This is a genomic window from Daejeonella sp. JGW-45, assembly GCF_029360805.1.
GTDB lineage: Bacteria > Bacteroidota > Bacteroidia > Sphingobacteriales > Sphingobacteriaceae > Daejeonella.
On sequence record NZ_JARKNC010000010.1, the window covers coordinates 179,143 to 199,712 of the forward strand.

Annotated in this window: 12 protein-coding genes; 6 read left to right on the forward strand and 6 right to left on the reverse strand. The window is 43.8% G+C overall.

The window, feature by feature from the left end; genetic code table 11:
• Positions 1–4: 4 nt before the first annotated feature.
• The 4 genes from P2W76_RS14410 to nagB form a co-directional block, all read right to left on the reverse strand.
• On the reverse strand, positions 5–2,836 hold the full coding sequence (locus P2W76_RS14410; RefSeq protein ID WP_276348553.1) for an insulinase family protein: 2,832 nt from the start codon (positions 2,834–2,836) through the stop codon (positions 5–7).
• Positions 2,837–2,864: 28 nt separating this feature from the next.
• The gene (locus P2W76_RS14415; RefSeq protein ID WP_276348554.1) at positions 2,865–4,022 is read right to left on the reverse strand and encodes a heparan-alpha-glucosaminide N-acetyltransferase domain-containing protein; all 1,158 of its coding nucleotides are present in this window, start codon (positions 4,020–4,022) and stop codon (positions 2,865–2,867) included.
• Positions 4,023–4,221: 199 nt separating this feature from the next.
• Entirely contained in the window at positions 4,222–5,739 is a 1,518-nt protein-coding gene (locus tag P2W76_RS14420) for a sulfatase (protein WP_276348555.1), read from the reverse strand.
• 11 nt (positions 5,740–5,750) lie between these two features.
• Positions 5,751–7,667 (reverse strand): glucosamine-6-phosphate deaminase, encoded by a 1,917-nt coding sequence (nagB, locus tag P2W76_RS14425; protein WP_276348556.1) that lies wholly within the window; start codon positions 7,665–7,667, stop codon positions 5,751–5,753.
• Positions 7,668–8,116: 449 nt separating this feature from the next.
• On the opposite strand from nagB, the gene P2W76_RS14430 reads away from it, so the two are divergent.
• From P2W76_RS14430 to P2W76_RS14440, 3 genes are read left to right on the forward strand one after another with little or no spacing between them, the layout of a single operon-like run.
• Positions 8,117–11,233 (forward strand): SusC/RagA family TonB-linked outer membrane protein, encoded by a 3,117-nt coding sequence (locus P2W76_RS14430; protein ID WP_276348558.1) that lies wholly within the window; start codon positions 8,117–8,119, stop codon positions 11,231–11,233.
• Between the two features lie 11 nt (positions 11,234–11,244).
• Entirely contained in the window at positions 11,245–12,540 is a 1,296-nt protein-coding gene (locus P2W76_RS14435) for a RagB/SusD family nutrient uptake outer membrane protein (protein WP_276348559.1), read from the forward strand.
• A 54-nt stretch (positions 12,541–12,594) separates the two neighbouring features.
• A complete protein-coding gene (locus tag P2W76_RS14440) occupies positions 12,595–13,365 on the forward strand; it encodes an endonuclease/exonuclease/phosphatase family protein (protein ID WP_276348560.1) in 771 nt (256 codons plus the stop codon).
• Positions 13,366–13,399: 34 nt separating this feature from the next.
• Here the strand turns inward: P2W76_RS14440 and P2W76_RS14445 are convergent, their stop codons facing one another.
• Entirely contained in the window at positions 13,400–14,143 is a 744-nt protein-coding gene (locus P2W76_RS14445; protein ID WP_276349275.1) for a DeoR/GlpR family DNA-binding transcription regulator, read from the reverse strand.
• A 406-nt stretch (positions 14,144–14,549) separates the two neighbouring features.
• On the opposite strand from P2W76_RS14445, the gene P2W76_RS14450 reads away from it, so the two are divergent.
• A complete protein-coding gene (locus P2W76_RS14450; RefSeq protein ID WP_276348561.1) occupies positions 14,550–17,795 on the forward strand; it encodes a TonB-dependent receptor in 3,246 nt (1,081 codons plus the stop codon).
• A gap of 14 nt (positions 17,796–17,809) precedes the next feature.
• The gene (locus P2W76_RS14455) at positions 17,810–19,528 is read left to right on the forward strand and encodes a RagB/SusD family nutrient uptake outer membrane protein (RefSeq protein ID WP_276348562.1); all 1,719 of its coding nucleotides are present in this window, start codon (positions 17,810–17,812) and stop codon (positions 19,526–19,528) included.
• Positions 19,529–19,617: 89 nt separating this feature from the next.
• Here P2W76_RS14455 and P2W76_RS14460 read toward each other — a convergent pair whose 3' ends face one another.
• Positions 19,618–20,214: a porin family protein gene (locus P2W76_RS14460; RefSeq protein ID WP_276348563.1), complete on the reverse strand. Its 597-nt coding sequence runs from the start codon at positions 20,212–20,214 to the stop codon at positions 19,618–19,620.
• Between the two features lie 137 nt (positions 20,215–20,351).
• Here P2W76_RS14460 and P2W76_RS14465 point away from each other — a divergent pair, with 137 nt between their 5' ends.
• On the forward strand, positions 20,352–20,567 hold the full coding sequence (locus P2W76_RS14465; protein WP_276348564.1) for a hypothetical protein: 216 nt from the start codon (positions 20,352–20,354) through the stop codon (positions 20,565–20,567).
• Positions 20,568–20,570: the final 3 nt, after the last annotated feature.

Consider the following 20,570-nt stretch of genomic DNA (forward strand, 5'->3'; position numbering starts at 1 on the left):
GGAGCTACCTGGTCTCGGGAAGCAGCACCAGCCGGATATAGTTATTTCCGCTCAGGTATTTGATGGCAGCGGCTTTCAAGCTTTCAGGGCTAAGTTCTTTTAACGAAGCGAGATAAGTTAATACTTGTTTTGGATCTTCTTCATTCTGTAACTGGTTGTTAAGATAGCCCAGCCAGAACCCATTATCTTTTAATTGGGTTTCCGTTGTACGGGTCTCTTCAGCGATGAATTTTTCGATATCTACTGCTTGCGGCCCATTCTGTTTAATCTTATTAATCTCATCCAGGGTGGAATTGATCAGCTTCTCAACATTTTCAGGGGCACTTCCAAAAGTAATAGTTATCGAATAACGTCCCTGAGGAAGCTTGCTATAGGAAGCTCTCGCTCCTACACCATATACTCCGCCCTCATCTTCACGAAGGCGCTCGATCAGCTTAATCGATAATACTTCAGCCAGGGCATCAAGCTGATTATTGTTCGTTTCGTTATAGATATAATCCCCGCTAAATACAAGGCGTGTACTAGCCTTGGGCTCCTGACCCTTGTATACTTTTTTATCAATCTTCCCTGCAGGGATTTTAATGCCAAGATCTTTTGCACTTTCTTTCCTGTTTGTGGAAGGAAGAGAGCCAAGATATTGTTCGAGCAGAGGTTTAATTGCTTCTAAATCAAAATTCCCCACAAAGGTGAATGTAAAATCACTTGCATCAGCGAACCTATCCTTGTAAATTTCAAAAGCACGATCCAGGTTAATCTGCTCGACCTTTTTAAGCGAAGGTCCTGTTCTTCGGATGTTGTAGCTGCCTAAGATGGCTGAGACTGAATCCGCAAATACACTATTTGGGTCATTCTCCCGATTTGCCAGTCCCCCTTTAAGTTGTGCAATTATTCCCTTAAATATATCGGGGTCCTTACGGGGATTAGTAAAGTACAGATACGTCAGCTGAAGAGCTGTTTCAAGATCTTTCGGTGCAACAGACCCCGAAATTCCCTCAGAACGCTCACTGATATATGGCCCTACCGACACTTTTTTGCCAGTAAGTAATTTGGGAAGCTGAACCGGGTTGAAATCTGCAATTCCCCCACTCCTGACTATAGTAGTCGCGTATACAGCCGACTGATAATCCGCGTCGCTATAAAGTGAGCTGCCTCCAGGACTAAAAGCTGTGAAGCTTATTTCATCATTTTTAAAGTCGGTTGGTTTCAGAACCACTCTCACGCCGTTGCTAAGTCTAAGCTCCGTTATGCCTAACTCGGCGATCTTGTTTTCAGAAGTTATTTTTCCCCCCGGCAGTTTTTTGTCCAGCAGCGGTTTATCCGATACCTGATCAACGAAAGCCGTAAGATTCTCCTGGTTTACATTGTTTATCCAGGCATTTACAGTTGTTTCGTCCGGCAAACCATCCCTGTCTTTTTCCGGACCCATGATGATTACATCACGGTTAACATCAGTGATATATTTTTTAGATAGTTGATTTACGTCCTGGAGGTTAATACCGCTTATAAAAGTTTGCGCCAGTTCGTATTCATAAGCAATTCCGGGGCTGGCCTCCTGGTCGAGGAAGTTTCTTACATATTCGTTTACCAGCTGGTCTGATGATGTTTTATCTTTTTCTTTAAGGGCAGATTCCATATTTGTCATGTAAGACTGCTTCGCACGGTCCAATTCAGTTTGAGTAAAGCCAAATCTTTGGATCCGTTCGGTCTCCGTTAGTACAGCTTTGAAGCCCCTTTCAAGTTCGCCGGGTTTGGCAACCACAAAGGCGTTATACACGTCAAGTCCGGCCAGAAACCCGCCTATGTTAGCTCCTCCTTGTAAAAATGGCGGATCGGCTTGTTTACTTAACTCACTAAAACGCGCGGCTACCATTTGATTGAAAAGTGATCTTACAATACTATTCCTGTAGTCTGTTTTAGTGATAAGTTTAGATTCGGGATGCTTTATCAGAATTTGTGCGACTGTAACCGGGAATTCCTTGTCGGTGACAACCATGAATTGATTTTTATTGATCAACGGGATAGTATAGCTGGTTCTCGGACGTGGTTTTGCGGGATTTCTCAGGTCGGAGAACTTTGCCTTGATCGTGGCTTCCATGGCATTTACATCTATGTCGCCCACAACGATCAGTGCCTGCATATCGGGGCGATACCAGTCTTTATAGAACTGCTGGATGGTGGCTGGAGTAAAGTTTTTAAGAACTTCCTCGGTCCCGATCGGCAGCCGGCTGGAATAACGTGAGTTATTAAAGATCATCGGCAGATATTTATCCTGCAATCGTTGTTGTGCGCCTTTTCCTAAGCGTTTTTCCTCCAGAACAACTCCGCGTTCCTTATCAATTTCTGAAGGATCAAGAGTCGCATCCTGGGCCCAGTCACGCATGATCTGAATTCCATTCTTGAGAATTTCAGGATCATCGGAAGGAATAGGAAGCTGGTACACTGTTTCGTCAAAACTTGTGTAGGCATTTAAATCTGCGCCAAATCTAACGCCTGCCTTTTGGAGATAATTTACAAGATCGTTTTTGGGAAAATTCTTCGTACCGTTAAAACCCATATGCTCGGTAAAGTGAGCAAGGCCCTGCTGATCATCATTCTCAAGAATAGACCCAACTTTGTTTACCAGATACAACTGCACCCTGTTTTTGGGTTCAACATTCTTTCGGATATAATAAGTAAATCCATTCGGAAGCTTCCCCGTTTTGATTGATGGGTCAAGAGGGATTATCTCTGACGCCGGCGCCTTCGCAGATTTTGCAGTGGTTTGGGCGTAAACAATACCGGGGACCGAAATCCATAGCGCAACCGCGCAGAAATATATTTTCAACTTGCTATTCATAATATTATAATTGGTGTTGTCGTGTAGTTTAAACCTTAATAATTATTTTTTTCCTATACATCCACCACAGGATGACGAGCCAGATCAGGACAAAAGTGACTGCACTGGCAAGCGATGCATTAATCGGGGATAAATACGGTGTGAAATAGGTTTGATATACCCATTCTTTCGAACCCATTGTCGACCCGTCAGGCATTTCAACTTTAATCATATTGAGAGTGCGCGGGATCAGACCTGATAAAAAGAAGACCGTTATAGCATTAACTCCATACACAACGAAGGGAGTTGTGCCTTTCTTATAACCCTGAACGTCAATTAACCAGTAGCATAAGGCTAAACCCAGAGTCGCAAGTCCGCCAGTGTATAAAACAAAGGAGCTGGTCCACAAGGCTTTGTTGATAGGAAAGAAAAGATCCCATACGAGTCCGAGAATAACAGCCAGCATTCCGATAGAAAACATCCAGGAGATTTTGAATGCGTCTGGTTTGTCCTTCCTTTTAAGCCATGAGCCAACGAGCACGCCAAACAAGCCTGTTGCAATTGCCGGCAGAGTACTGAGCAGACCCTCAGGATCCCATGTCCGCGCAGAGCGCCATAAGTGTGCCTCCGTAAGTAGAGTTCTGTCAAGCCAGGCACCCAGATTAGTTTTCTTTTCCAGGTTGGCATAGCCCACACCAGGAACTGGAATGGAAACCATGATCAGCCAATATCCGATCAATAAGCTGATCATGATCCTAAGCTGTGTTTTAGGCGTCGTTTTAATAAATATAATTGCAGAAATAAAAAACACGATGGCGATCCGCTGCAATACTCCCGGGATCCGGACTGTTTTGAATGCTTCAACCGGATCGGTAAAAACTGTGGGATACAGAGAAAGGAACAAGCCCAGTCCAAATAAAATAACAGCACGCTTAAACGCAGTAAGTATAAGTTTTGAATGCTTTACCTGATTTTTTTTAGAATCGAGCGCGAAGCTAATTGACACTCCGACAATAAACAGGAAAAATGGAAAGATCAGATCTGTAGGAGTACATCCATGCCATTCTGCATGTCTTAACGGTGCGTAAATATGTGACCAGCTTCCCGGATTATTTACCAGGATCATCGCTGCTACAGTGAGACCCCTGAAAACATCAAGAGAGAGTAATCTTGCGGGGGAAGTTTGTATAATTGCAGATTCAGCCATTAGGGTTACGTTGATTGAATATTAAATCTGCATTTTTTTTAGGGAAAATGAAAGGGTTGGGGGAAATATTTGGCTATGAGCTATGAGCCATCAGCTTCTGGCGGATCTTCTATTGGATTTACTGCAGTCTATCATTTTATTGAACTGGAAAATTAGCTCACAGCCCACAGCCCACAGCTCATAGCCCACAGCTCATAGCTCACAGCCACTTCAGCGCCTCTTCATCCTTATTTTCTTCGCACAACTTTTTCAGCTGTTCCTTCAAATCGTTGCTTATGGCCTCATATTTTTTCTGACCGTAGAGATTCTTCATTTCTTGCGGATCGGTTTGAAGGTCGTACAGTTCCCAGAAGTTTTTATGATTATAAAAACGGATAAGCTTGTAACGGCTGGTACGTATACCAAAATGCCTTAAAACACTATGTTCGCCAGGGTATTCATAAAAATGGTAGTAAACTGACTTGCGAATTTGGGCTTTGGGATCTTTCAATAACGGCATCATTGACTTCCCCTGAATCTCTTTAGGGATTGAAACACCGGCTGCATCCAGGAAAGTCGGGGCAAAATCAACGTTTGATATCATCTGTTCTGATACCCTGCCCGCCTTTATAACACCAGGATATCTGATGATCAAAGGCGTACGCATGGACTCCTCATACATAAAGCGTTTATCGAACCAGCCGTGTTCACCCAAATAGAAACCCTGATCCGAAGTGTAGACAACAATTGTGTTTTTAGTCAGGTCATTTTTATCAAGATAATCCATTAACCGGCCAATATTGCGGTCCAGGGACAAAGTCGTACTGTAATAATCCTTCATATACCGCTGGAACTTCCACTCAGTTAAGTTCTTATTGCTAAGGCCTTGTTTCAGAAAATCCCGTTCGATGAGGTCATAATAAGCATTCCATTTCTGCTTCTGCACTGGATTCATCCTTGCCAGAAATGCAGATGCGAGACTGTCAGGATCACTTTTCATCTTAAGATCATAACCCAGCTTCATTGTCTTTTCTATAGACATATCTTGCATGGCAGCCGCGATACGGTTGTCATAATTGTCATAAAAATTGGCGGGTAAGGGGAAGGTCACATTATCAAACTTCCCGAGGTCCTGAGTATCTGGCATCCACGTACGGTGGGGGGCTTTTTGCCCCACAACCAGGAAGAAGGGCTTTGCTTCGTCCCGCCGGTCCAGCCAGTCAAGGCTCAGGTCGGTAGTAACATCTGTGCAATATCCCTCAATGCGGGTGGTGTCACCCTTCATGCTTATAAAAGAGGGGTTGTAGTATTGTCCCTGACCCGGCAATATGTTCCAGTAATCAAATCCCTGCGGATACGAGAGGAGATGCCACTTGCCAATCCAGGCCGTCTGGAAACCGGATTCTCTCAGCCGTTTGGGAAATACATCCTGGGAAGCATCAAACTTATCGTGGTTATCTCTAAACCCGTTGATATGGCTGTATTTTCCCGTAAGCAAGGTGGCACGACTTGGACCGCAAATCGAATTCGCAACAAATGCTTTGTTAAATATAGCACCTTGTTTGGCAAGGCGGTCAAGATTGGGGGTTGCCCCAAGCTTTGAGCCATAAGCCCCGATAGATTGAACAGCATGATCATCCGTGATAATGACGACAATATTGGGCTTTGAACATTGTTGCGCCGCAACACCAGCTCCAATAATTGACAGGGCCAGGAGTAAAAATGCTGTTTTTCTCATAAAGATTCAGATCAGTACACCCAGCGCACAAAGGCCTCCATAGCCTCATATTCAGCCAGTCCCAGCCTGTCGTATGATTTGGCGGTTTCGCGGGTGCGGTCTTCCGCACGTACCCAGAACTCCCTGGCATCATCGCCCGGAAACACCGGCCGGTCCTTTTGCGACTGGTGCTTGAATATTGCAAAACGCTTCCGTTCAACTTCCTGAGGTGAAAGCGGAACCGCCATCTGAATCTCGTGGGTATCAAACTCGTGCCAGGCTCCACGATACATCCAAAGCCAGCAATCCTTGATCCAGGCTTCGTCCTTCAAGCGATTTAAAGCCTGGGTTATTATGTCAAAACAAACCTTATGCGTGCCATGTGGGTCCGCAAAGTCTCCTGCCGCGAAGATCTGATGGGGTTTCACTTTCCTAAGCAGATCCATTGTAATCAATACATCATCTTCCGAAACAGGATTGCGCTCTGTCTTGCCGCGATCGTAGAATGGCAAGGCCATGAAATGAATATGATCATCGTCAAGACCGGCGAAGCGAGCGCCACTAATAGCTTCACCTTTACGGATAAGACCCTTTAAAGTTTGGATCTCCTTAGTGTCGGCCTGATTCGGTTGTTTACTATTAAGGAATTTACGCATTGATACATATAGCTCATCCAGCTTTTGGGTATCAATGTCTATAGCCTTACTGAAGTCGCGCGCAAATTCTACGAAACGAAGAGCATCATCATCCCAAACAGCTGTATTCCCCGAGGTCTGATACGCCACGTGAACATCATGACCCTGGTCAACCAGGCGGATAAAAGTACCGCCCATGGAGATCACATCGTCATCGGGATGGGGTGAGAAAATTATTACGCGTTTTTTATCAGGGGTTGCACGTTCAGGGCGCTGACTATCATCTGCATTTGGTTTTCCACCAGGCCATCCGGTTATTGTATGTTGGATCTTATTAAAGATATCAATGTTAATATTGTAAACAGGCCCCTTTTCGGTAGCCAGTTGTGCCATACCATTATTATTGTAGTCCTCTTCAGTTAGTTTGAGTACAGGCTTATTAAGGTGGTTGGCGAGCCAGATAACAGCTTTCTTAATAAGAGAACTATCCCATACGCAATCTTTCACAAGCCATGGAATATTAAACCGTGTGAGCTCTGAGGCAGCATCCTGATCAAGGACAAATTCAACATTCTCAGAAAGCTGCAGGTAAGTTGCCGGAACGTCTGAGGAAATTTCTCCCTCGACAGCTTTTTTAATAATGGAAGCTTTCTTTCTGTTCCACGCCATCAAAACAATCTCACGGGCTTTAAATATCGTTCCGATACCCATTGTGATTGCTTTGGTAGGTACATTTTGTTTACCCCCGAAGTCGCGGGATGCATCACGGCGAGTCAGGTCGTCAAGAGTGACCAGCCGGGTGCCTGAATTTGGTGCGGAACCAGGCTCATTAAATCCAATGTGGCCGGTACGTCCAATTCCCAGAATCTGGAGGTCCAGACCGCCAAGGTCTGTTATCTTTTTCTCATAATCCAGGCAAAAAGCCGGTATGTCTTCAATTTTCAATGTTCCGTCCGGGATATGAACATTGTTCATGTCAATATCAATATGATCAAACAGATTTTCCTTCATAAAGCTCACATAGCTTTGAGAAGATGTAGGTTTCATTGGGAAATATTCATCCAGATTAAATGTGATAACGTTCTTAAAACTTATTTTTTCTTCTTTGTGAATTCTAACAAGTTCTTTGTAAACTCCTATAGGAGTTACACCAGTTGCCAGGCCAAGGATCGCATTTTCGCCATTTTGCTGCTTTTTTTGGATCAGATCGCTAATGCGGCGCGCGACCTTCTTAGAAGCAATATCACTATCAGGGTAAACGGTAACAGGTAATTTTTCGAAGCGGGTCTCTTCAAGTAAATTTAATCGAGCCATGAGGGACAGACTTTATTAGGTGAGACGCAAATATAAAAAAATTAAACTTCAGGGCTTGTCATTGTGCCTTTTTCGTTTTCCGTCAATATTTATGCGTTTTTATGCGGAAATTTTATTTTTAGAGAACTGAGTTATAGAGTTGATAATTTTGTAGCGTAACGCAATATTTACATACTTAGTGTACTCTGTACACATGATAGAGGTTCGTGACAACATTCTTTTCGATGTAATAATTTTAAAATAATTTGGCAAATAACCGCAAATAGAGTTAGTTTTACCCTGAAAATTTGGACAATCCTGCAATAATCCGAAGAGTTGAGTAGTGTACGAACAAAGTATTAAGGACATTAGTATGATATACTACCCATACTATCCTATGAAAAACGAAATGCTTATTATTCACCAAAATCGATTATTAAATCACAATTATTTACATTAATCCCATTTAAATGAGAAAAATTTACTCTTCCGGATGGCCAAAACACGTTCTGGCATTCGGTCTTATGCTTTCTTTAGTTATTCTCTGTGCCCAGGCTAATGCTCAAGCGCGCAGGTATGTAATTAGCGGAAAGGTAACAGACGCTAAAACACAGGAAACGCTTCCGGGAGTTGCAGTAAGATTGACATCCACTACATCTGCAATTTCGACTAATATTGATGGTAACTACTCCCTTACAGCCAATGTAGCTCCGGGACAGTACACAGTTTCCTTTACTTACATTGGTTATCAGACGATTTCCAAAACAATTCAGCTTGGAGCGCAGGAGGCTGTGACGCTGAATGCTGAGATCAGCCAGGCAGCTGTAGGTCTTGATGAAGTCATCATAACCGGTACCTCTGAGGGAACAACCCGTCGTCAGTTAGGTAATTACGTTGGAACCGTGAGTGGTGAAGACCTGAACAAAGGCGCTGCTGGAAATGTTCTTACAGGACTTCAGGGTAAAGTAGCCGGTGCACAGATCACTCAAAACCAGGGAGACCCGGCGGGTGGTATGTCGGTTCGTTTGCGTGGTATCAGCTCTGTAAACTCATCTTCCGATCCTCTTTATATTATTGATGGTGTTATTGCCAACAATGGTACTTCAGGTGTAACGGATAACCAGCAGAACAGACTTGTTGATATTAACCCTGCCGACATTGAGCGTATCGAGGTTCTGAATGGCGCAGCGGCTGCAGCGATCTATGGATCACGTGCAAATGCCGGCGTTGTTCAGATCTTTACTAAGAGAGGAACTGCCGGCGAGCCTGTTGTCAGTTTTTCATCAACTTACACAAACAGCAACCTTCGTAAAAAACTGCCAGTGAATATGGCGCCGGTGAAATTCGGCGGACCAACTGATGGTCCGGGAGCATTAACTCAGGATATCATCAGTTTGGTTGGCGGGGTTCTTCCTACAAATACTACTCCGGTAACCCGTTACGATTATCAGGACTATATCTTCCGTAACGCCAGTGGCGTTGATAACAACTTCTCCGTAAGCGGAGGCGGTGAGAAAACCAAGTTCTATACTTCAGCTTCTTACTTCACCAATCAGGGTATCGTTCAGAATACAGATTATACCCGTTTCGGACTTAGAGCTAACGTTGATCAGACCCTTGCTAAATGGGCAACTTTCAGAGCTGGTTTGAACTTTGTACGTAGTGATGCAAATGAGAAACCATACGGAAACGGACTTATTGTTCCGGTAGGTATTCAATGGATCATCGCAAACTTCCACGATATCCATAAACGTGATGCTTTGGGTAACCTTCAGGCTGTTGGTGAAAGAGGCCGCGTTAACCCGGTTTCGATCATTGAGGATATTAAACAACGTCAGTTCACTAACAGGGTTCTTGCAAATGCCGGATTTAAGTTATTCCCGGTTAAGAACCTGACTGTGGATTATAATATCGGTATAGACAACTCGGCTCAGGAAGGTACTCTTTTTGTTCCTCCGTATACTTACAACGTGAGTACAGCAGATGGTTCATACGGTGGTGGCCCGACTCTTGATCCGGCTCAGAACGGTTTTGCAAGCAAGCGCACTGCCAGTCAGTATCTATTTAACAACGATTTAAACATTACTTATGATTTTGCAATAACAAGTAAGATCAGCTCTACCAGCCAGGTTGGATACTCTTACCAGTACCAAAACGCTTCAAGTAGCCAGGTTCAGGGCCGCGGTTTAGCGCCATTCGTTGAAACTGTGGGCGGTGCTAGTACTCAAGGTGTTTTTGGAGACGGTCGAAGTGAATTCGCTGTTGAAGGAGCTTACTTCCAGCAAAACTTTAAAGTGAATAACAATTTCTTCCTAACCGGTGCGGTTCGTGTCGACGGATCAAGTGTTTTCGGTGAAAATCAGCGTAATCAGACTTACTTAAAAGGAAGCGGTAGTTACGTTCTTTCTTCTACCAAGTTCTGGGAAGGACTCGGTGTGTCTTCCTGGTGGGACGTATTCAAAGTGCGGGCTGCTTATGGGGAGTCGGGAAACTTAACTGGTATTGGTGCCTATGAAAGACTGAACTCTTACAGCACATCGGCCTATCTTGGCAGAACTTCTTTTACGTCAAGCAATCAGCAGGCGAACGAGGATGTTAAGCCTGAACGCCAGAATGAGTTCGAGATCGGTACTGATTTATTCTTCCTTAAAAACAGGATAGGTGTTACTTTCAACTATTACAACAAGAAAGTAAGCGACCTTTTATTATCAAGACAGATCGCTCCAACCACAGGTTTTACCAGCAAACTGGATAACTTTGGTTCATTAGAAAATAAAGGTATCGAGTTAATGTTAACCGGTTCACCTGTAAGAACAACTGACTTTAACTGGGATGCAACCGTTATTTTCAACAGAAACAGGAACAAAGCGACTAATGTTGGCGCAGGAGTAACTGCATTTGCAAATAGTTCATCCGGCCCGGTTTCATTGATCAACGGCCAGCCTCTGGGCTTGTACTATGGAACTTACTTTGCGAGAGATGCGCAAGGAAACTTATTGCTTAATGCGGCGGGGCTTCCACAAACAGAACGTGGTGTTCAAACCAGCCCAACCAACCCGACACCTCAGCGTGATGCTGCAGGGCAGCCGACAGGAACAGTTTTGCGTAAGGTTATTGGTAACCCTAATCCTGACTGGAATGGTTCACTTGTAAATGAATTAAGCTACAAAAAATTAGGATTCAGATTCCAGATCGACACTGAGCAGGGTGGAGAAAGATGGGCTGCTGACTGGAGAACAGCGCAAGGTGTTGGAGCAGGTAAAGTTGCAGAAGCCGAGCATCTTGGAAAAGTTCCACGTGGTTATGTTAATGCTAACTACAACATCGAAGAGTGGCGCTCACACCAAGGCGATTGGGTAAAACTGAGAGACGTTTCCTTAACTTACCGCGTAGGTGCTGTTTCTAAATATCTGAAAGATCTCACCCTTAGCGTTTCTGGAAGGAACCTGATATCATGGGATGATTTTGAAGGTGGTTATGATCCGGAAGTTAACTCAGGCGGACAAAGTTCAATTGTTAGAGGTATCGATTTCGGTGCAGTTCCTGTTCCAAGATCTTTCCACTTTGGTTTACAGGCTAAATTTTAATAATACGTAAAATGAAAAAGAAATATATATCATATTTAATGCTGGCAGTTTTAGCCCTGAGCTTCACCGGCTGTGTTAAGAATTATTCAGACCCCGCGCGGGCAACTCAGGATGATGTAAATACCAGCACAAAAGGTCTTACAGGAGTTGCAGTATCGCTTCAATCGCGTTACGCTGCCGGCCGTGGAAATATTTACAATACTATTACTGCGAGCGGATTCCTGGCGAACGAGCTTGTTCTGCTTAACCAGGGTAATACAGCTGAACTTCAGTTAAGCCTCGGCGGAACGTCGCTTGATGGTGGCAATACCTTGCTTAGTAATCTTTGGTCGAATAGCAATAAAATTGTATTCGACGCTAACCTGGTTATTTCCAATTCTGCCAATATCGCTGATAAAGCTCTTGTAAGCGGCCTCGTTGGCTATGCAAGTATCTTCAAGGCTTTAGCGATGGGTGATATGGCGGCTTTTTGGGAGAAGATCCCGGCTGGCACAGGTGAAAATGTTACTTTCATCACACGCGCCGAAGCCTATACAAAAATCGTTGCAGATATTGACCTGGCACTTGCTAACATTGCAGCGACGCCTATCAGCACTGCCTTTTTGGGAACTATTCCAGCAGGAATTGACATACCTAATACATTGCGCGCGCTGAAAGCAAGATATGCTTTGTATGGAGGGAATTTGCCATTAGCCCTGGCAACTGCTAACTCTGTTGATTTGACTAAAAAATCGTCTTTTCAACATAACGCGACAATCAATCAGAATGGAATTTTCGTAGCCGTTACAGGTACTAATAACCTGTGGCAGCCTATCAGCAATACTTTGGGCCTGCCTGCAGGTTTAACACCAGATGCTGCTGATAAACGTATTCCATTCTACTTGTCAGAGAATCTTACTATTGCACCAAGATGGCGCATGGCCGGATTTGCTTCAGCTCTTACTTCAGAATGGCCTGTATATCTTCCTGGTGAGATGACTCTTATCAAGGCAGAGGTTTATGCACGTCAGACAGCTCCAGACCTTGGAAACGCTCTTATCGAACTTAACAAGATCGTAACTAAGAAGCCGGCAGCTGATCCGTTCGGTGTTGGTGCCGACCTGACTCCTCTTGCCGGGTTGAATGCTACCCAGATCATAGCCGAGATCTATAAGCAACGTTCTATAGAAATGTTCTTGTCTGGTCAAAGATTGGAAGATTCTCGTCGTCTGGGAAGACCTCAGGCTGAAAGAAAACGCAATTTCGTAAATTACCCTTTCCGCGAAAGGGATCAGAATCCGAACACGCCAACAGATCCTACATTTTAACTAATGATAATCGAAAAAAAGGGAGCTTATGCTCCCTTTTTTTATACACGGAATATGAAATCATATAGCCTTATTTTAATTTTTATTTTCGCCAGCTGTATGGGATTGAAAGCCCAGACCCTGAAAATAATGTCTTACAATATTCATGTGGGGCAGGATGGGGCCAACAAGGACCAGTTGAAAAATATAGCTGAATTTATTAAGTCTTCCCGCGCAGATATTATCGGCCTGCAAGAGGTCGATAGCGTATGTAACCGTTCCAATAAGGTGGACCAAATGAAATTTCTCGCTGAATATACCGGGATGCACTATGCTTATGCCCGTCATTTTGCTTATGATGGAGGATCCTACGGGATTGGAATTCTGTCGCGGTACCCCTTAAGTGACATCAAAGATCATCGTGTTATCCTTACAAGTGATGGGAAATCGGATGCAGCAACTAGGGCCTTGTTAACCGCTGCAATATCGCCGGCTGGCAAAAAGATTACTTTCGCAACTGTGCATATGGACTATCGGGATTCAAGATCACGTGTCGCCCAATCAGATGAGATGGTAAGCTTGTTCAAAGGGATGAAGTATCCCGTCATTTTGACTGGTGATTTTAACGCTATCCCGGGCACTAAAGAGATCCTAAATCTGGAAACCATCTTTACAGACACTGGGGTGAACTCAGACTTCACGTATCCGGTTGTTAATGCAAGCAAGAAGATTGATTTTGTGATGGTAAGTAAAGCCCACCTTAGCAAAGTGAAGAAGGCAGAGGTTTCTCCGGTCGCTTTTTCAGATCATCTGCCCATCATCTCGACCGTCAAAATTAAATATTAACGTTTCAGGGGGTGTCAATAGCTTTTCGTTGCGGCTATATTATTTTTGTATTACCCTCATATGGCCGTAATTTCGGATCTGTGGGCGATAGGTCAGTAATCAGATAGTCTATTGTACTCAGAGAGCAAACCTTCATCTTCTTAACGGAATTCAGTTTTTCGCTTATACACATAATCGCGATTCTCGCAGAAGCCTTTATCATGGCTTTTTTAACCTGCAGTACCTCCCATTCAGAATCAGTTATCCCTTCCTTAAGGTCAATGCCATTCGTCCCCAGGAAGCAAAGATCTACACCTATCTCCGAAAGATCAGAAATTGTTTTTGCACCCATATTTACCTGGGCATTTTTGTTAAGAGTTCCGCCTATCAGATTTACCGTTAACAGCTTCTTCTCAGCGAGTTCAAGAGCAACGACCGGACTTATTGTGAAAAAGGTTGCTTCCAGGTCGTCCGGGACCAGCCTTGCCATCTCAAGCATGGTTGTACCTCCGCCGGTAAGGACTGTCATACCTTCCGAGATCAGGCCTATAGCTTTCCGCGCAACTTCCTTTTTTGAATCCTGCGCATAAACATCTTTCTGCTCGTAGGGGAAATGAAAAGACTTCGAAAGTGCACCTCCGTGGACTTTAATGATTTTGCCGCTTTCTGCCAGCTCATTCAAATCTCTCCGAACAGTATCCTCTGAAACCTGCAATTGCAGTCCCAAATCTGACGAAAGTACCTTGTTATGCAGATTTATCTGGCGTATTATAAAAGCGTGCCGCTCCTTTTTTAGCATCCCTGTAGTAATTATATTCATTTATAGTTCTTATTCCTCAACCCTAATGTTGCGGTTTTTTTCGGGAAAGCCAAATTTTGTGTCAAAAAAATGATTTTATAGTAGATATGCTAAAATTCGAATTTGACTCAAGATTCCGCTTTATTTTGCGTTATCATGCAGTATTGATGTTTGAACATTTAATGACACATCACAGGCCAGAACTCCCAATAAACATCATTTAGGAGTTATAAATGGCCATTTCTAAAAAATTAATTTTGCCTCTAGCTCTGAAAATTTTGATCTCAAATGGCATCAGTTATTTTTTTCTGCTTTTTCTTGCGTTTTTATGCAATAAATGCCAACTTAGATTAGTGTAACAAAAACGAAACAAATAATTTCCAAACTATCTCAATTCTTTACAACTATGAAAAAATCATTACTACTATTAGTGATGAGTTCGTTGTTATTTATTACCTCCGCCGTAGCCCAGGAAAAAATGGTTACGGGTACGGTGACAGACAACGACAAGCTCACACTCCCGGGCGTATCGGTTAAAATTAAGGGAACCGCAACCGGCGTATCAACAGATGCCAACGGAAAATACTCAATCCGGGTAAACCAGGGCTCCGTACTCCAATTTACCTTCATCGGTTCGATGCCGAAGGAAATTACCGTTGGGGCTCAAGATGTGATAAATGTCACGCTTATTGCTGATACCAGGTCGCTCGACGAAGTCGTTATTGTGGGTTACGGCACGCAAAAGAAGGCTACCCTTACAGGGGCGATTTCTACAGTTGACGTTGATAAGGTTCTGGGTTCAAGGCCAACCACGGATGTTGTTCGTGCCCTGCAAGGAGCAGTGCCTGGCTTGACAATTACTTCTCCGAGTGGCGCTTTGGGATCTAACCCAAGTATTCGTTTGAGAGGAATTTCCGGTTCACTGAATGGCGGAGGTGCACAGCCGCTTATCCTGCTGGATAATGTCGAGATAACTGACCTGCAAAATGTAAACCCGGATGACATCGAAGCAATTTCTGTTTTGAAGGATGCAGCCTCAGCTTCCATCTATGGAACACGGGCGGCCTGGGGTGTAATTTTAATAACCACCAAGTCTGGAAAAAAAGGAGCTCCTACGAGGATCAACTATTCAAATAACATATCATTTGCCACACCGACACAGACTCCTGAAATGGCAGGGGCAGCTGAAGGTGCCGAAATGGCCTTAATAGCTTTTAGACGTACAAATCCAACCTTACCACGTTACGGAGTGGTAGGTATGTATGTGGATGATATCGCTGTTCAGAAAATGCGTGAATGGAAGCAGTTATATGGAAGTCAGGATTTGGGACGGGAGATGGTTCTTGGTCGCGATTTTGAAATCAGAGACGGTTTTTTCTTCCCTTATCGTGAATGGGATCCCGGAAAAGAATATATGAACAAATGGTCTCCGCAGCAAAAACACGATCTGTCTTTTAGCGGTGGAAGTGAAAAGATCAGTTATAACTTTGGTGCCGGCTACCTGGGTCAGACTGGGGTCTTGAAAGTAAATCCGGATGAATTTAGCCGCTATAACGTGACTTTGAGCTTAAATTCGGATATCACGAATTGGTTTAGCGCAAGAGGCAGGACAATGCTATCCAACACTCTTACTACCCAGCCGTATTCATTCAACGGAGATACCTACGATCCATTGTACTATCTCTACAGATGGCCAAGCCAGTTCCCGTATGGCACTTACAACGGCTTGCCCTTTAGAAATGCTGTGGAAGAGGTAAGGCAAGCTAAAATGTCTGAGGACAGAAATAATTTTTCAAGAATCGCTGTAGGCGGAACATTTAAGATTGTGAAAGGCCTTACCGTAGATGCCGACTATACTTACAGCGGGGTAAACGGCAGAGGCCGTCAAACCGGAGGAAGTGCTTCGGCTATCGACTTTTGGTCTACCGGAGCTCAATTGACATACAGGCCGTTTACAACAGCCACTCATGACCGCGTTATTTATGATTCTGATTGGATAGCTTCTAACAATGGCAGGGTTGTAGCTACCTATCAGAAAAGTATAAAGGACCATGCGTTCAAAGTGATGGCAGGTGGCGAAGCCGAAACTTTTGAGTACGCTTCTCAGCGTTCTGAACGCCGTGGCCTTATGGATCCAAATAAAGGTGAATTGGGCTTGACATCAGGCGATCAGTTTACCAGCGGTTCACATGGGCATTGGGCCACTAGCGGAATCTTTGGAAGACTGAATTACACCTTTAAAGACAAATATTTGTTCGAGGTGACCGGCAGGTATGATGGATCGTCACGATTTCCTGCAAATGACCGCTTTGCATTCTTTCCTTCTGTTTCAGCAGGTTATGTAATCACTGAGGAGAAATTCATGAGCTTCGCGAGGCCAGTTCTTTCCACCTTGAAAGTCCGCGGATCATGGGGTACAGTAGGACATCAGAATGTTGGGAATGCATTCCTGTCTTTGATGTCAACAAATACTTCAGGATGGCTGGTAGGCCCTACTAACATGATCGGAGTCAGTACTCCAAGCATTGTGCCGCCTTCCCTGACATGGGAAAAAGTTACAGATTTAAACTTTGGAGTGGATGCCAGGGTATTCGAGGAAAAATTAGGAATTAGTTTCGATTGGTATACACGCACCACCAGCGATATGATCAGCGCGGGGGTTACGTTGCCAAATTCGTTCGGTGCGTCAGCACCGCAGAGAAATTATGGTGAAATGCAGGTTAAAGGTTGGGAATTAGCGCTTGATTTTGCCCACACATTTGGAAACGGGTTGCAGCTTAATCTAACCGGATCTTTGTCAGATTTTCAGGAAAACCTAACCAAATTTGCCAATACAACCAAAACGGTTGGCAGTTTTTATGAAGGATCGAATCTGCGAGACATATGGGGGTATCAAACTGACCGCCTGTTTACCAATGACGATTTTCAACAAGATGCAACGGGGAACTTGATCATGGTAAACGGCAGATATGTGTTAAAGCCAGGCATACCGAGTCAGGCACAATTTGAAACTGCATCGTTCTTCTTTGGTCCCGGCGACGTGAAGTTTAAGGATATAAATGGTGATGGCGTGATCACAAGAGGCGCAAACACTGTAGATGATCCAGGCGATCAGGAAATTATAGGTAACTCAACGCCAAGATATCAATATGGCCTGAGACTGGGGACTAACTGGAAAGGCTTTGATTTTGATATTTTCTTCCAGGGTGTAGGCAGCCGGGACCTTTGGGTGCATTCACCGGCGACAGTACCTGGTGTGGGTATTGGTGAAGGTTGGTATGCGTCTCAACTTGATTACTGGACTCCGGAAAATCCAGGTGCATTTTATCCACGGCCTTCCAACGTTGGGCAAACTGCCAATACAACTAACTTCCTGCGTCAGACAAGGTATCTTCTTGATATGTCTTATTTAAGAGCTAAGAATCTGACATTCGGCTATACCCTTCCTAGCCGGATAAGCGAACGGGTCAAATTAAACAAAGCCAGATTATATTTTAGTGGTGAGAACCTTTTCGAGAAAGATAACCTGGGTGACATAAGTATCGATCCCGAAATGGATTACACAACTCTCGGTAGTAATGATCCAAGAACCTTCGGTCGGGTTTATCCATATCGCAGATCGTTCTCATTTGGCCTTCAGGTTACATTATAATTAATCAGAAAAATATGAAAAAGTATATAATTTTATTTTTGCTATGCCCATTGTTCCTTGTCACCGCGTGTAAAAAGGACCTTCTGGAAAAGCTTCCTTTAGACAGGCTAACAGATGAAGATTATTGGTCAAGTGAAGCTAATGTCCGGACATTTGCATGGAATTTTTATCCACGATACTTCCAGGGCTATGCTTCTGGGTTTGACTTAACGTGGGGCGGATTCTTTACTGGACAATCTTTGAATGATGATGTTGCAAGCAGTTCCAGGTTTACTCAGGTAACGCCAAGTTCAAATGCAACCTGGTCGGGTTCATTTTCATGGATCAGACGTGCTAATCTCTATATAGACAGGATAAAAACTGTACCCATGTCCGACGAAGCCAAAAAACACTGGACAGGAATTGCCAGGTTTTTTCGAGCCATGGAATATTCTAACAGGGTGAACGACTTCGGTGATTTCCCTTTCTACAGTGAGGTACTTGAAGAGAATGACCCTAAGCTTTATAAGCCCCGTGATCCTCGTGCCCTGGTAATGGATAGCGTGCTTGCTGATTTTCAGTATGCTGCCGCAAATGTCCGGGTTTCCGATGGCGATAAGACTGTTATAAACCGTTATGCTGTATTGGCAAGGATGTCGAGAGTATTTCTTTTTGAAGGTACCTGGCAAAAATATCATGTTGGAAATGACGCGAAAGCAAAGGAATATTTGGAGGCTGCAAAGTGGGCAGCTAACGAAGTAATAACAAAAGGCAATTATGTAGTTGCCGCAGATTATAGAGGTTTATTCAACTCAGCAGATTTATCGGGTAATCCGGAAATCATTTTGTATCGCCGGTATGAAACCGGTTTGTTAACCCACAGTCTGATGAGCTATGTTAATAAGGAATCTCAGACCGGGTTTACCAAAGACGCGATCGATTCTTATTTAGCCAAAGATGGTTTGCCAATCAAATTATCTCCGCTTTATTTGGGTGATAAGGCAATTTATGCAGGTAGTTCTAAAAAATCTGCTGCTATGGTAAATCGTGATCCCCGCATTAATGAAACTTTTGCTGATAGTTTGAGAATATCCGGGCATGTTACTGAGTATGGATTATCAACCAGCGGATATGCTGTAGTTAAATTTTTAGATGAATCTGTAAGGAACCAGGCAGAAGGTTTATCTTCAACTAATATTTCTGACTCACCCGAAATGCGTTTTGGGCAGGTGCTGATAAATTATGCCGAAGCATGTGCTGAACTGGGAACTTTAACACAAGCAGACCTTGATAAGTCTATTAATAAACTGCGGGCGAGGGCAGACATAAAAATGCCGCCGCTTCAGGTGATGGGAACACAGCCGGCTGTAAATGGTAAAGTTTATGATGATCCTGATAGAGATCCGGCCGTGCCATCTTTAATCTGGGAAATTCGCCGGGAAAGACGTGTAGAATTAATGGCGGAAGGCTTCAGGTACGACGATCTCAGGAGATGGAAAAAGCTTGACTATGTTGATCAGCTTAAAAATAAGGACGCAAACCGCGGAGCGTGGATTAAGAAGGCCGACTATCCGAAGTCTACAGCAGTTATGATTGAGGGCAATGCGCCGGAAGGATACATCATTCCAATCCAGTCGGCTGCCAGCATCAGATTATTTGACAACCCAAGAGTTTATCTCTCTCCTATTGGCCCGGATCAAATTAAATTATACAAGGATCAGGGAGTTGAGCTTACACAAAACCCTGGTTGGTAAAATTACTAGTCGGTTAAAGACTGACCCCTACATTTACTTATAAGAACCCCTGTCAGAAGTGACAGGGGTTTCTTTTAGGCTCAATAGTTCTAGAATATTTTATATCCCAGGCTAAGATGCCATAAGTTTGTTTTCTGATCGTACTTCTTGGTCTTATTAATATTGCTTATGCCGGCTTCATATCTCACATCGAATGTAAGTTTCGAGATGTCCAGGCCCGCACCTCCTTGAATGCCCCAGGCCTGATCTTTGTAATTCCTGAAGTCTTTGATGTCCTGGGATGCAGTAGCAACCGGCTCTTCTTTATCCAGCATAAACGAAACGACAGGCCCTGCCATAAAGCGGAAATTAACCGGCCCGGCTCCTACTTTTGTCCCAAGCAATAATGGCAGGTCCAGTGTGGTGAAATTTATCTTCTCGTCACCGCTGTATACCTGCGCTGCGGTGGGGTAGTTACTCCCTTTGCTTCCAAGGTATAATTCCGGCTGTAAATATAGTCCCCCCCCACCTAATCGTGCGAATACACCCGCCTGGAAACCTGTCCGGTTTTCCTCAGCGGCTATATCTGACTGAAGTTTGGAAACGTTCAGGCCCGCCTTGATCCCGAAATCGAATGATGGTAACTGGGCCATAGCTGCTATGCCCGTTGAAAGTATTAGACAAGTAATTAATGTGATCTTCTTCATAATTTTAGGTTTTTTAATATGAGATCAAGTCCCGTACCATAAAGACGCATTTTTAACAAAAAAGTTGCTTTTAATGCAATTTTGTAAATCAATTGGCATTTATCGCTATAAAAGCTAATTTTGTACAAATTCAAATCATGGCAGAGATCAGTATCAGCAATTCAGAGTGGGAACGTTTAAAGCTTAAGGTTAAACGTAAATACAATCACTTGGACGAGGCCGATTTAGCTTATCAGGAAGGCCAGGAAGAGCAATTGATCAGCCGTCTGATGTCAAGGATCAAAAGAAACAGGGAATATGTGGTATTTACCCTGAAAAAAGGCCTCGTTAATATCGAAACCAACAGACTGTAATTC